We start from the raw sequence: 13,494 nt of genomic DNA on the forward strand, positions 1-13,494 counted from the left end.
CCGGCCGCCGGGGCATCGGCTTAAGGTGAGCCGAGACATAAGACATCTTACGTCTCATGTCCTGGTCGCGTGGGCCTTTCGCGCCACAGACCGGCGCCCCGAACGAGCTGGAGCTCCCTCACCATGTCCTTGACCGCACCGCTGCACGGCGTCGTCCCGCCGGTCTGTACGCCGCTCGACGCTCGCGGGGAGGTCGACACGGCCTCCCTCACCCGGCTCGTCGGACACCTCGTCGACGGTGGCGTGCACGGGCTCTTCGCCCTCGGTTCGACCAGCGAGGCCGTCTACCTGACCGACGCCCAGCGCGCCCTCGCCCTGGAGACCGTCGTCACCGCGACCGCGGGCCGGGTCCCGGTCCTCGCCGGGGTCATCGACACGACGACCCCCCGGGTCGTCCAGCACGCCCGTATCGCCAGCGAACTGGGTGCCGACGCGCTCGTCGCCACGGCGCCCTTCTACACCCGCACGCACCCCAAGGAGATCGCCGGGCACTTCCGCCGGCTGCGGGCCGACGTCGACCTGCCGCTGTTCGCCTACGACATTCCGGTCGCCGTGCACGCCAAGCTCTCGGCCGCGCTGGTCCGCGAACTCGCCGAGGACGGCACCCTGGCCGGTCTCAAGGACAGCAGCGGTGACGAGGGCGGGCTGCGCAGGCTCGTCGTCGAGCTCGGCGGGCGGGAGGGGCGGGCCCGGGGCCCCGTGCCGCACTTCAGCGTGCTGACGGGCTCCGAGCTCACCGTGGACGCCGCCCTGCTGGCCGGTGCCGACGGGGTCGTGCCCGGCCTCGGCAACGTGGACCCGGCCGGCTATGTGCGGCTGTACGACGCCGCGCGCGCCGGGGACTGGACGCTCGCCGCCCGTGAGCAGGAACGGCTCATCGAGCTGTTCGCCATGGTCGACGCCGGCCCCGAGCACGAGATGGGCCGCAGCTCCTCGGCGCTCGGCTCCTTCAAGGAGGCGCTGCGGCTGCTCGGCGTCGTCGACCACGGCGCCACCGTCTTCCCGCAGCTCCCGCTCTCCGCCGGATCCGTCGCCTTCGTGGCGGAGCGGCTGCGCGGCGCCGGACTGCCGCCGGTCCGATGACCGCGCGGACGACCGGGGCCGTGGTCACCGGCCTCGACCTCGGGGGCACGAAGATCGCGGCCGCGCTCTTCGCACCCGACGGCGGGGTGCTGGCCCGGCACACCCGGCCCACCCCCGCCCGGGAGGGCGCGACGGCGGTGCTCGACGCCCTCGCCGAGGCCGCCGCCGCGGTGGACCCGGGCGCTCGGGCCACGGTTGTCGGCGTCGCTGCCGCCGGGGTCGTCGACCCCCTCAGCGGAAGGGTCACCAGCGCCACCGACTCCATCCGGGGGTGGGCCGGCACCGCGCTCGGCACCGGCCTCGCGGACCGTACGGGCCTGCCGGTGGCCTGCGACAACGACGTCCGCGCCACCGCCGGGCCGGAGCTCGCCGCTCTGCCGGGCAGCCGCGGCTCGCTGCTGTTCGCGGCCGTGGGCACGGGGGTCGGCGGCGCCCTCGCCGTCGACGGACGAATGCTGCACGGCGCGGCCGGGATCGCCGGGCACCTCGGCCATCTGCCCAGCGCGGAGGCGGCCGGGCTGCCGTGCACCTGCGGTGCCGTCGGACACCTGGAGGTCATCGCCTCCGGTCCCGGCATCACCGCCCACTACGAGCGGCTCTCCGGCAGGGCGGCGGACCGCCTCGAAACGGTCGCCGCCCTCGCCACCGGGGGCGACCAGGCAGCCGTACAGGCCATCACCACCGGCGCGGCGGCCATGGGCCGGGCCCTGGGGGGCCTCGCCAACACGCTCGGGCCCGATCGGGTCGTCGTCGGAGGCGGGGTGCCCCGCATCGGCGGGCTGTACCGGGACGCACTGGCCGCCGCCTTCGCCGCCGAGCTGATGCCACCCCTGCGCGGGCTCGCCCCCGCGCCTCCGCTCCACGGCAAGGACGCCGCCGTCCGGGGCGCCGCGGCCCTCACCACCACCCTCCCCCTCCACCACCCGGGAGTACACCGATGACCGCACAGCACCTGGCCGAAGCGCTCCGGGGCCGGCTGATCGTCTCCTGCCAGGCGCCCCCCGGCGACCCCATGCGGGAGACCGCCACCCTGGTGCGTCTGGCCCGCTCGGCCGCCGCCGGCGGCGGCTCCGCGATCCGCGCCGACGAGCCCGAGGTCGTCGCCGCGATCGTGGCGGCCGTGGACCTGCCGGTGATCGGCCTGTGGAAGGACGGCGACACCGGCGTGTACATCACCCCGACCGTCCGGCACGCCCTGGCCGTCGCCGAGGCCGGCGCGACCGTGGTCGCCGCCGACGCCACCGACCGGCCGCGCCCGGACGGCTCCACCTTCGCCGAGCTGGTCAACGCCGTACACGCGGCGGGAGCCCTGGTCATGGCCGACGTCGCCACGCTCGCCGAGGGCGTCACCGCCGCCGCGCAGAGGGCCGACTTCGTCTCGACCACTCTCTCCGGCTACGTTCCCGGGACGCCGAGGCGAACCGGCCCGGATCTGGCTCTCGTGTCGTCGCTCGCGGCAGCGATCTCCATACCGGTCGTCGCCGAAGGACGGATCAGCTCCCCCGAGGAGGCTGCGGAGGCACTCGCCTGCGGCGCCCACAGCGTCGTGGTCGGCACGGCCATCACCGCGCCGACCGCTCTGACTGCGAGATTCGTCGGCGCACTGGTGCGGGCGGGAGGCGGCCAGGAAGATGATCTCTGATCTGGTACGAGGCTGACCGGAGGAACCGCGGAGATCGCCGCGCGCCCGGGGACGGCTGGTCCCGGAGGCACATGGCGTCGCGGCCCGCGACCCGGCGGTTCACGCCCGCCTGCTGCGCCCGCTTCAAGCCGGACGCGGACTGGCCGCGATGGACACGTGGCGCGTGTCATGCGGGGCAGAACGTCCCGAGGGAGTCCCCGGCGCTGGCAGAGCCTCCACCCAGCCTACGAAGCCCAGCTCACAGGGCTGGACGCCGACCAGTTGTACGCCGAGTACAAGATGGCGTTGTGCGCCGCAGCCCCCTGTACCGGCGCAAGGTCGACACGGACCGCCTGGGCCGAACAACTCCGGCCCGGGCCCACCGTACGGAACCTTCTCGATGCGCTTGCCCGCTGGTTCCCGGGCCCGGCTCACCAGCCGATATAACGGGTCAGTGCGTCGCGGTTCTGCTCCAGGAAAGCGATCCGCTCAGTCATCTTTTCGCGCTGCGCGAGCAGCATCTCGCGCAGCTCTGGGTCCGGATCTGTCACCACGATCTCCGGGCCCTGGTCGAGACAGGGCAGCATGTCGCCGATGATGCGCGTGGGGACGCCCGCGTCGAGCAGTCCACGGATCTTGTGTACGCGGTCGATGAGGTACTCGTCGTACTCGCGGTACCCGTTGTCGAGACGGCGCGGTGTGATGAGTCCCTGCTCTTCGTAGTACCGGAGCATCCGGGTGGGGACTCCGGTCTTCTTGGACAGCTCGCAGCCTTCGCACGTTCCGCCGGGCCGACCTGGATGCCAGCACCCACGCACGCAACGATCGTCCATGCAAGACGCATGGGCTTGCGCACTCACACGGAAGTCTGTCGTGGCCTCCTGAAGAGCGGTGAGTTGACCGCTTGAGTTCGCCGTCGTTTGTGCGAAAGATCGGCCTTGCACGGCTCGGGCGGTTCGGCGGCGGGTGGCCTCAAGGAAGGCGTCGTCTTCGCACCGCCCGAGGGGGCTGAAAGATCTTCAGAAGGTGCGTTCGGCAACCTTGGCCCGCTTGCTGGTCTGCAGCGTGGCGCGCAGTGTGTCGGCGGGCAAGGGTGCGGCGGGGGCCTGGAGCATGTTCTGCGGGGCCGTGTTGGAGTCGGCGAGGTAGATGGGGGTGTAGGCGCCGGATTCGGGTTCGAAGCGCCAGCTTTCGGCGAGGGATCCGGCGTCGACGGTGTCGTAGCCAAGGCGGTGGATCAGTTGTGCGGCCTGGGTCTTGGCGGCGGGGTCGTCGCCGGCGATGGGCAGGGCGGTGCGGTCGGGGGCTGCGTCGGGTCGGGCGAGCTGGGGGATGTGGTGGGCGAGGATGTTGTTGAAGGCTTTCACCAGTCGGGCGCCGGGCAGCCACCGCTGGGCGAGTTCGGTGGTGGTCAGGTCGCCGGAGTCGAGTTCGGCGATCCGGCCGTCACGGTAGGGGTAGTAGTTGCCGGTGTCGAGGACGAGGCGGTCGCGCAGCAGCCCGGCGGGCAGCTGCGTGTAAGCGGTGAGCGGGATGCTGAGCAGGGTCGTCTCCCCGGCTCTACCGGCCTGTTCGACGGTGCCGGCGGTGGCGCGCGGTCCGAGTTCCTCAATGAGTTCTGTCAGGGTCTGGGGACCGCGGGAGTTGGCGATCACCACGTCGATGCCTGCGGCGATGGCCAGCCGTGCGACGGCGCTGCCGATGTTGCCGCTTCCGATGATGCCCAGCGTCGTCATTGCTGTTCAGCCTTCTTTCGTGAGGGGGACGCCCCGGGTGGGCCCGGGGCGCGTCCGGTGGTGGGATGTGGGATGTGGTGCAGGTCAGGCACCGGGGGAGATGCCGAGGGCTTGGGCGAGCAGGGTCCGGGAGTGGGCGCGGGCCTCGGGGTCGGCGACGATGTCCTGGATCATGACTTCGTCGACGCCGGTGGCCTTGGTCATCTGCTCGATCTGGTCGCGGACTGTGGCGGGGCTGCCGGCGATCTGGCGGGGCCAGCGTCCGTCGGTGATGACGGTGGGCGCGTTCTTCTCGGCGTCGCTGAGCTCGGCGGCGGCTTCCTCGACGGTGGGCACGGGGGTGGAGGTGCCGGTGCGGATGGTGCGGGCCAGCAGCGCGGTCCTGGTCCAGCTGAGGCGCCGGGCCTCGGCGTCGGTGTCGGCGACCACGGCGCTGACGGCCAGGAGGGCGCGCCGGTCGGCGGGTCCGGTGACCGCGTGCGCGTACGCGCCGTGGCGGAGCAGGGCGCGGGGGGCGGCGTCGGGGTTGATGAAGCCCGCGAAGGCGTAGCCGAGGCCGAGTTCCGCGGCCGTCTGTGCGCTGGTGCCGGAGGAACCCAGGATCCACACCTGGGGCCGGGTGGGGATGCCGGCGGGCGGGTCCAGCCGGGCGAAGGCGCTGCCGTGGTCGGGGTGCAGGCCGAGGTGGGCGAGGACCTCTTCGATCTGCTGGTTGTAGTCGTCGGCGGGCGGGGTGTGGCGGTCGCGGCGCAGGGCGAGGTCGACGAGGGGGCCGGCGGTGGCGCGGCCGAGGCCGAGGTCGATGCGGCCGGGGGCGAGGGCTTCGAGCTGCAGGAAGGTCTCGGCGACCTTGTAGGGGCTGTAGTGGTTGAGGAGGACCGCGCCGGAGCCGACCCGGATGCGTGAGGTGGCGCGGGCGGCCAGGGCGATGAGGATCTCCGGGGCCTGGGCGGCGAAGCCGGCGGTGTCGTGGTGCTCGGCGTACCAGATGCGGTGGTAGCCGAGGTCTTCGGCCTGCCGGGCGGCGTCGAGGACGTCGTTCAGGGCCTGCGGCTTGTCGGTGCCGGGGGCGACGGTGGCCAGTTCGACGAGGGAGAGCTTCACGGTCTGCCGTTCCTTGCTACCGCCCGATTCAGGGCTGATGTCTCGGGGCGATGGGAGTGCCGCTTCCGCTTGTGGTACGGAGTCGGTAGCTGCAACCGTAACCCAATTTGGTACTCCGTTCCACTTTGGGTCTGTGTACACTCGGTGGCATGGCCGACCCCACGAAGACCCCCTCCACCCCCGCGCCGCCCAAGCGCGCCTCGCTGCGTGAGCGGACGCGTGCCGCGATGCGCGCGGAGGTCAGCGACGTCGCCTTCCGGCTCTTCGCCGAGCAGGGCTTCGAGAACACGACCGTGGAGCAGATCGCCGCCGCGGCCGGCCTGTCGCGCACCACGTTCTTCCGGTACTTCGGCACCAAGGAGGAAGTCGTGCTCGGCCGGGTGGGCGAGTACGGCCGCCAGGTCGCCGACGCTCTCGCCGCCCGTCCCGCTGACGAGAGCCCCTGGTACGCGCTGCGCCGCGCCTTCGACGTGATCACCGAGGCCGGGCCCGGCAGGCCCGGATCGCCCGCGGACATGGTGCGGCTGCTCAGCCAGGCGTGCGTACTCATGACGCGGCACTGGGAGAAGACCCAGGGCTGGCACAGCATGATCGCCCCGGAGGTCGCCCGCCGCCTCGGCGAATCTGCCGGTCCGGTCACCGACATGCGGGCGAACGCGCTCACCGCAGCGGCGATCTCCTGCCTGGATGCGGCCACCGACGCATGGATCGCCACCGGCGGGACCGCGTCCCTGTCCGACCTGGCGGACCAGGCGATGGGATGCCTGCACGAAACGGGCCACACGCCCGAATAGCCGTACCGGGCGCCCGCGCCCGCCATCGACGCCCATGACCCCGGCGCGGGCATGCTCGCCCCGCCATCACCCCGTGCTGCCCTTAGGAGCAGTGCACCCACAGATAGGACAAATCATGAAAATCACCGTTATTGGCGCTGGTGCGATCGGCGGGAATCTGGCCCGCAAGCTCAGCGCGGCCGGTCACGACGTGCAGGTCGCCGATGCCCGGGGCCCCGAGGCCGTGCCGGCCCATGTGCTGGAGGACGGCGCCCGCGCCGTGGCCCTGGACGCCGCCGTGCGGGCCAGGGACGTGATCATCATGTCCATCCCCTTCGACCGGGTCCCGGAACTCGCCGGCCCGCTCGCCCACGCCGACGAGGAGACGGTGGTCATCGACACCACCAACTACTACCCCCACCTCAGCGGCCGCATCGAGGCCGTCGAGAACGGCCAGGTGGAGAGCGTGCGCAACGCCGAGCTTTTGGGCCGTCCGGTCGTCAAGGCGTGGAACGCCGCCCTGGCGGAGACCCAGCGCACCATGGGCATGCCCGCGGGCACCGAGGGCCGTATCGCTCTCCCGGTCGCCGCCGACTCCCCTGAGGCCCGGCGGGTGGCCATGCAGCTCGTCGACGACACCGGGTTCGACCCCTACGACGCCGGCGTGCTCGCCGACTCCTGGCGCCAGCAGCCCATGGGCCCGGCCTACTGCACCGAGCTGACCCTGGACGAGCTGCCCGCGGCGCTCGCCGCCGCCGACCGAGAGAAGGACGCGCGCGTGCGCGACAGCATGCTGGAGCGCTTCGCCACCCTCGGTGAGACGCCCACCCGGGAGGACGTCGTCGAGATGAACCGCGCCGCCCACCGCTGACCAGCATCACCCCGCTCAACCCGTGCGCCAGCCGCGCCGGTAGTGCGACGGCGGGCCCGGCCCCACGGGCCCGCCGCGAGCGGGCAGCCACCACGGCAGCACCCTGATCCCCTACGAACACCGCAGGCACATCCGGTGCGGCACACACGTCGGCGATTGCACCGCCCCCGCGTGTCCGCCGTGAACACAAGACAGGTGAGACACATGCAATCGTGGCGATTCCACGGCACCGGCCGACCGCCGACCCGCGAAGAAGTACCCGAACCGCACGCGGGCCCGGGCGAGGTCGTCATCGCTGTCAAGGCCGCCGGCCTGTGCCACTCCGACGTCGGCGCCCTCGATGACCCGAAGTGGATGCAGTCCTTCCCGCGCATTCCGATGACACTCGGCCACGAGAACGCCGGGGTGATCAGCGAGGTCGGTCCCGGCATGGACGAGTGGAAGGTCGGCGACCGTATCGGACTGACGCCGGTGATGCCCGACGGCGACGCCATCGGCTACGGCGCCTGGGACGGCGGCTACGGGCCCAAGATCCGCGCCACCAACGTCAACCTCGTACGGCTGCCCGACGAGCTGTCCTTCGAGATGGGCGCGACGGCCACCGACTCAGGCATCACCTCCTACCACGCCATGGTCACCGCCGGCGGCCTGACCAACGGCATGCGCGTCGGAGTGATCGGCCGGGGCGGCACCACCGCCCAGGCCGTGGAAACCCCCGCTAAAGCCCCCGGCCGGTGACGGCTTCGAACGCCTGAAGCCACGGGGCCAGAGGCCAGGTCGATGCCCAGCCGGACGGCCCGCTCATCCAGGTGTTGCCGATAGTCGCAGCCGTCGACTCAGATCTTCCGCAGTCGCCGGTGCTCTCGGGGTGCCCGCTTGATCAGAGGCATCCCGGCGGTGGAGTCTGCACGCCAGCGGCGGTGACCAGAAACGAGCAGCAGTAGGCCGAACGCGGCGATCGAGACCGTGACTGGAACCGACACCCTCACCTTCACCTCACCCTCGACGTCGACGTGACCGCCTCCACCTAGGACGTCACCCAGGCACTCATCGACGGCCTGAACGACGTGGCTGCCAACTGGTGTTCGCAACGGCCGAAGCGGTCAGGACGCAGCCATGACCGCTTGGTGCTGGTTGCCCAGTCCGTCGCCGCCGCAGGTGAGCGTGTCACCGGGGGAAAGGTAGCGCGGCGGGTCGAGGTCCTTGCCCGCGCCGAAGGGGGTGCCGGTGTTGATGAGATCCCCCGGTTCCAGGACGACGAACTGGCTGAGGTGGCGGATGATGCGGGGGATGTCACAGAGCATGTCCGCCGTGGTGCCGTCCTGACGGCGTGTGCCGTTGTGGTCCAGCCACAGGCGCAGCCGTGCGGGGTCGCCGACAGCGTCGGGGGTGGCCAGCCAGGGGCCGCACGGGTTGAAGGTGGGCGCGGACTTCCCCATGATCCACTGTCCGCCGCGGCCCTTCTGCCACGCCCGCTCGCTGAGGTCGTTGACGAGGACGTATCCGGCAATGGCGGCGGTGGCGGCGTCGTCGTCGGCCAGGTAGTGGCTGCGCGTGCCGATGACGACGCCCAGTTCCACCTCCCAGTCAGTGTGTACCGAGCCCCGTGGGATGAGGACGGGGTCGTACGGGCCGCAGAGGGAGTTGGGTGCCTTCGAGAAGACGAGTGGATCGGCGGGGAAGGCGTCGGCGCCGGGGACGCGGTAGTTGGCGCCCACGCCGAGGATCTGGTGGGGCCGGGCGATGGGAGCGCCGATCCGTTCCCCGGCGAAGCGGTTGACGGCACCAGCGGCGAGGCGTTCCGTGACGGCGTCGTGCAGGAGACGAGGGCCGCCGGCGGCGAAGAACGCCTCGTCGTAGTCCCTGACCAGGTCGGTGACATCGATGTAGGTGTGCTGGTCGATCCGGACGACGGGCCGCTCGGAGCCGGCTGGCCCGATGCGCATCAGGTACATGAGGGGTCTTTCAGTAGGTCACGGGTCAGAGCGCGGTGGTGGAGCGCGGTGTGGTTTCGGTGTGGGTGTGTGCCGTGACGCCTGCGGCCTCGGCGGCGTCACGTACGGCGCCGGCGACGGCGCCGGCGACCTTGTCGTTGAAGACCGAGGGCACGATGTAGTTGGGGTTCAGCTCGTCCTCGGTGACGACGCCCGCCAGGGCCTGCGCGGCGGCGAGCATCATCTCGGTGTTGACGGTGCGGGACTGGGCGTCCAGCAGGCCGCGGAAGACGCCCGGGAAGACCAGCACGTTGTTGATCTGGTTCGGGAAGTCGCTGCGGCCGGTGGCGACCACGGCGGCCGTCCGGCGGGCGACGGCGGGGTCGACCTCGGGGTCGGGGTTGGCGAGGGCGAAGACGATCGCGCCGTCCGCCATGGCGGCCACGTCGTCGCCGTCCAGCACGTTCGGGGCGGAGACGCCGATGAAGACGTCGGCGCCGCGCACGGCCTCCTTGAGGGTGCCGGTGAGGCCCTCGGGGTTGGTGTTGTCCGCGATCCAGCGCAGCGCCGACCCGGGGGCGGCGTCGACGAGGTCCTCGCGGCCGGCGTGGACCACACCGTGGATGTCGGCGACGACGGCGTTCTTCACCCCGGCGGCCAGCAGCAGCTTCAGGATCGCCGTACCGGCCGCGCCCGCGCCGGACATGACCACCCGCACGCTCTCGATGCCCTTGTCGACCACGCGCAGGGCGTTGGTGAGGGCGGCGAGGACGACGATGGCGGTGCCGTGCTGGTCGTCGTGGAAGACGGGGATGTCCAGGGCCTCGCGCAGCCGGGCCTCGATCTCGAAGCAGCGGGGCGCGGAGATGTCCTCCAGGTTGATGCCGGCGAAGCCCGGGGCGATCGCCTTGACGATCTCCACGATCGCGTCGGTGTCCTGGGTGTCCAGGCAGATCGGCCAGGCGTCGATCCCGGCGAACCGCTTGAACAGGGCCGCCTTGCCCTCCATGACGGGGAGCGCGGCCTTCGGGCCGATGTTGCCCAGGCCCAGCACCGCCGAGCCGTCCGTCACGACCGCGACGGAGTTGCGCTTGATGGTCAGGCGGCGGGCGTCCTCGGGGTTCTCCGCGATCGCCATGCACACGCGGGCGACGCCCGGGGTGTAGATCATGGAGAGGTCGTCACGGTTGCGGATGGGGTGCTTGGACTGCATCTCGATCTTGCCGCCGAGGTGCATCAGGAACGTACGGTCGGAGACCTTGCCGAGCGTGACGCCCTCGATGCCGCGCAGTTCCTGCACGATCTCGTCGGCGTGGGAGGTGGAGCCGGCGGCGATGGTGACGTCGATGCCGAGACGGTCGGTGTCGGAGGAGATGACGTCCAGAGCGGTCACCGAGCCGCCCAGCGCCTCCATGGCGGCGGTGAGCCGCGAGACGGCGTTGCCGGCCGCAGGAACCTCCAGCCGGATGGTCATCGAGTAGGAGACGCTGGGCGTGCTCATGGGATGGGTCCTCATCTGTCCTGACACGCGGCGGCGTGGGGGAGCTGCCGTGTGGGTCATGGGTACGACGTACGGGGTGTCCGCGCTCGGCGGCCCCGCTCACTTACCTGCGTGAGTCTTGGCGGTGTCGGTCTCGGACACGGTCCCGTCGGTGGTCTCGGCGGCTGGCGGCGGGGTGGCGTCGCCGGACTTCAGGATCTTGCGGGCACGTTCCGTGTCGATGTCGTTCTCCCACTTGCCGATCACGATGGTGGCCACGGCGTTGCCGAGCACGTTGATGAAGACGCGGCCCTCGTTGAGGATGCGGTCGATGCCGACGATGAGGGAGAGGGCGGCGAGCGGGATGTGGCCGACCGCGGTGACGGTGCTGGCCAGGACGATGAACGCGCCGCCCGCGATCCCGGCAGTGCCCTTGCTGGTGAGCATCATGACCCCGACCATGATCAGCTGCTGCTGCCAGGACAGGTCGATGCCCATGGCCTGTGCCAGGAAGAGGGAGGCCATCGTGAGGTAGACGGCGGAGCCGTCCAGGTTGAAGGAGAACCCGGAGGGGATGACGATGCCGACGACCGGCCGGCCGACGCCCAGGGTCTCCAGCTTGCGCACGAGCTGCGGCAGGACTGCCTCGCTGGAACAGGTGCTCAGGGCGACGAGCAGTTCGGCCTTGAGGAAGCGCATGAGGCCGAACAGGCTCAGGCGGCAGGCCCGCATGATGGCGCCGAGGACGACCAGGACGTAGACGATGCAGGTCGCGGTGAACAGGATGATGAGGTAGCCGAGCTGTTTGAGGCTTTCGGCGCCGTAGGTGGCGACCACGGTGGCCAGAGCGCCGAAGGTGCCCAGCGGCGCCAGCCGCATCACCCAGCCCACGATGCGGAAGACGACGTCGGAGAGCGCCTTGATGCCGCGGGTCAGCGGCGCGCCGTCCTCACCGGCCATGTTCAGGGCGACGCCGAAAACGATGGAGACCATGAGCGCGGCCAGGATGGCGTCACCAGTGATCGCGCCAAGCAGGGAGGTGGGGATCAGGGAGGAGATGAAACCGGTGAAGGTGGCGTGCTCGGTGGCGGTCTCCGGCACGTCGTCGGCGTTCAGGGACGAGGGGTCGACGTGCAGGCCGGCGCCGGGCTGGAAGATGTTGGCGACCACCAGACCGATCAGCATGGACACCAGGGACAGCACCAGGAAGTAGCCGATCGCCTTCACACCGATCCGGCCCGCCTTGCGCAGGTTGTCCATGGAGGCGATGCCGGTCGTGACCACGCAGAAGACGACCGGGACCACGATCATCTTGACCAAGTCGATGAACCAGTCGTTGAGCGGCTTCAGATCCTCGCCGAGACCGGGGGCGAGGATGCCGACGGCGATACCGAGGACCGCGCCCAGCACGACCTGGAACCACAGCTCACGTATCAGACGGTTCGGCCGTGACCGTTGTGGGCGGCCGGCGTCGGTAGGGGTGGTGCTTGTCATCGAAGGTGCTCCCTTGCACGACGATCGTGTGTTGCCCTGTCCCGTGGGGGGTGTGCGAGGGGGACGCGGTGCGGCTCGCGTCCCCCGTGGTCGTTCGTGGTACTCGGTTCCGGCCGCGGTGACGATCGCCGCGTGAAGCGTCCGGAGCGAGTCGTGCTGCCGCGGTGCCGGTCAGCTGTGCAGGGCGCGCAGCACCTTGTAGAAGGCGGCCTTGCTCTCGAAGCCGATGCCGGGGGTGTCGGTCAGGCCGACGCGGCTCTTCTCGACGACGGCGTCGTCGGCGAAACCGCCGGTGGGCTGGAACTCGCCCGGGTAGGACTCGTTGCCGCCGAGCTTGAGGGCGGCTGCGATGTGCAGGGAGAACTGGTGCCCGCCGTGCGGGATGCAGCGCCGTGACGACCAGCCGTGCTGCTTGAGCATGTCCTGGATGCGCAGGTACTCGACCAGGCCGTAGGAGAGCGCGGGGTCGACCTGGATGGTGTCGCGGTCGGGGCGCAGGCCGCCGTAGCGGATGAGGTTGCGGGCGTCCTGGAGGGAGAAGAGGTTCTCGCCGGTGGCTATGGCGCCGGTGTAGTGCTCGGCGACGGTGGCGTTGAGGTGGTAGTCGAGAGGGTCGCCGATCTCCTCGTACCAGAAGAGGCCGTAGGGCTCGATGGCTCGCCCGTACTCCAGGGCGGTGTTCAGGTCGAAGCGGCCGTTGACGTCGACGGCGAGGCGGGAGCCGTCGCCGCCGAGGACATCGATGACGGCCTCGATACGGCGCAGGTCCTCGGCCAGGTCGGCGCCGCCGATCTTCATCTTGACGACGTCATAGCCCAGGTCGAGGAAGCCGCGCATCTCGTCCTGGAGGTCGGTGAGGCTCTTGCCGGGGGCGTAGTAGCCGCCGGCGGCGTAGACGAAGACGGAGTCGTCGGGCTGCCCGTCGCCATAGCGCTCGGACAGGTACCGGTACAGCGGCTTGCCCTCGATCTTGGAAGCGAGGTCGAACAGGGCCATGTCTACGACGCCGACGGCGACCGAGCGCTCGCCGTGGCCGCCGGGCTTCTCGTTGTTCATCATGACGTCCCACGCCTTGGCGTGGTCGAAGCGGCCCTGCTCGTCCAGGAGGCTGCCGGGCTCGGCGGCGGTCAGGCGGGGCAGGATGCGGCGGCGCAGGATCTCGCCGGCGCTGTAGCGGCCGTTGGAGTTGAAGCCGTAACCGACGACGGGCTTGCCGTCACGGATGACGTCGCTCTCGATCGCCACGATCGAGCAGTCCATGGAGCTGAAGTCGATCCAGGCGTTGCGGATCGAAGAGCTGATCGGGACGACGCCCTCGTACACATTGGTGATCTTCACGACAGCACCCTTCTCATATCTTATAAGTTGCGTCGGTGTTAGGCTGAGGTGACGCGATGG

13 protein-coding genes are annotated in these 13,494 nt (G+C 70.9%); 6 read left to right on the plus strand and 7 right to left on the minus strand.

Features of this window, described 5'->3' with window-relative positions:
* The first annotated feature begins 123 nt into the window (after positions 1–123).
* The 3 genes from Sdagh_RS10835 to Sdagh_RS10845 are packed head-to-tail and all read left to right on the plus strand — an operon-like array spanning position 124 to position 2,725.
* Positions 124–1,083, plus strand: a complete 960-nt coding sequence (locus Sdagh_RS10835; protein WP_190078296.1) for a dihydrodipicolinate synthase family protein — start codon at positions 124–126, stop codon at positions 1,081–1,083.
* The gene (locus Sdagh_RS10840; protein WP_190078295.1) at positions 1,080–2,024 is read left to right on the plus strand and encodes an ROK family protein; all 945 of its coding nucleotides are present in this window, start codon (positions 1,080–1,082) and stop codon (positions 2,022–2,024) included. Before Sdagh_RS10835 ends, Sdagh_RS10840 begins: the two co-directional genes overlap by 4 nt.
* Entirely contained in the window at positions 2,021–2,725 is a 705-nt protein-coding gene (locus tag Sdagh_RS10845; RefSeq protein WP_190078294.1) for an N-acetylmannosamine-6-phosphate 2-epimerase, read from the plus strand. The genes Sdagh_RS10840 and Sdagh_RS10845 overlap by 4 nt, the downstream gene beginning before the upstream one ends.
* Before the next feature lie 410 nt (positions 2,726–3,135).
* On the opposite strand, the gene Sdagh_RS10850 is transcribed toward Sdagh_RS10845, so the two are convergent.
* From Sdagh_RS10850 to Sdagh_RS10860, 3 genes are all read right to left on the minus strand, one after another.
* Positions 3,136–3,438: a MerR family transcriptional regulator gene (locus Sdagh_RS10850; protein ID WP_229879931.1), complete on the minus strand. Its 303-nt coding sequence runs from the start codon at positions 3,436–3,438 to the stop codon at positions 3,136–3,138.
* 285 nt (positions 3,439–3,723) lie between these two features.
* Positions 3,724–4,440: an NADPH-dependent F420 reductase gene (locus tag Sdagh_RS10855; RefSeq protein WP_190078292.1), complete on the minus strand. Its 717-nt coding sequence runs from the start codon at positions 4,438–4,440 to the stop codon at positions 3,724–3,726.
* 84 nt (positions 4,441–4,524) lie between these two features.
* Positions 4,525–5,544, minus strand: a complete 1,020-nt coding sequence (locus Sdagh_RS10860; protein ID WP_189423752.1) for an MsnO8 family LLM class oxidoreductase — start codon at positions 5,542–5,544, stop codon at positions 4,525–4,527.
* Between the two features lie 149 nt (positions 5,545–5,693).
* On the opposite strand from Sdagh_RS10860, the gene Sdagh_RS10865 reads away from it, so the two are divergent.
* From Sdagh_RS10865 to Sdagh_RS10875, 3 genes are all read left to right on the plus strand, one after another.
* Entirely contained in the window at positions 5,694–6,338 is a 645-nt protein-coding gene (locus Sdagh_RS10865; RefSeq protein WP_189423750.1) for a TetR family transcriptional regulator, read from the plus strand.
* Between the two features lie 115 nt (positions 6,339–6,453).
* Positions 6,454–7,188, plus strand: a complete 735-nt coding sequence (locus tag Sdagh_RS10870; RefSeq protein WP_190011950.1) for an NADPH-dependent F420 reductase — start codon at positions 6,454–6,456, stop codon at positions 7,186–7,188.
* A gap of 204 nt (positions 7,189–7,392) precedes the next feature.
* Positions 7,393–7,926, plus strand: coding sequence for an alcohol dehydrogenase catalytic domain-containing protein (locus Sdagh_RS10875; RefSeq protein ID WP_190078291.1), 534 nt, complete (start codon positions 7,393–7,395; stop codon positions 7,924–7,926).
* Positions 7,927–8,291: 365 nt separating this feature from the next.
* Here Sdagh_RS10875 and Sdagh_RS10880 read toward each other — a convergent pair whose 3' ends face one another.
* The 4 genes from Sdagh_RS10880 to Sdagh_RS10895 form a co-directional block, all read right to left on the minus strand.
* Positions 8,292–9,143, minus strand: a complete 852-nt coding sequence (locus tag Sdagh_RS10880; RefSeq protein ID WP_189423744.1) for a fumarylacetoacetate hydrolase family protein — start codon at positions 9,141–9,143, stop codon at positions 8,292–8,294.
* Between the two features lie 25 nt (positions 9,144–9,168).
* Positions 9,169–10,623: an NAD-dependent malic enzyme gene (locus tag Sdagh_RS10885; protein ID WP_226535015.1), complete on the minus strand. Its 1,455-nt coding sequence runs from the start codon at positions 10,621–10,623 to the stop codon at positions 9,169–9,171.
* A gap of 99 nt (positions 10,624–10,722) precedes the next feature.
* Complete coding sequence (locus Sdagh_RS10890; protein WP_190011161.1) at positions 10,723–12,096, minus strand: cation:dicarboxylate symporter family transporter; 1,374 nt, start codon at positions 12,094–12,096, stop codon at positions 10,723–10,725.
* Between the two features lie 171 nt (positions 12,097–12,267).
* Positions 12,268–13,434: a mandelate racemase/muconate lactonizing enzyme family protein gene (locus tag Sdagh_RS10895; protein WP_189421036.1), complete on the minus strand. Its 1,167-nt coding sequence runs from the start codon at positions 13,432–13,434 to the stop codon at positions 12,268–12,270.
* Between the last annotated feature and the right edge of the window lie 60 nt (positions 13,435–13,494).

The organism is Streptomyces daghestanicus (genome assembly GCF_020521275.1).
GTDB lineage: Bacteria > Actinomycetota > Actinomycetes > Streptomycetales > Streptomycetaceae > Streptomyces > Streptomyces griseoviridis.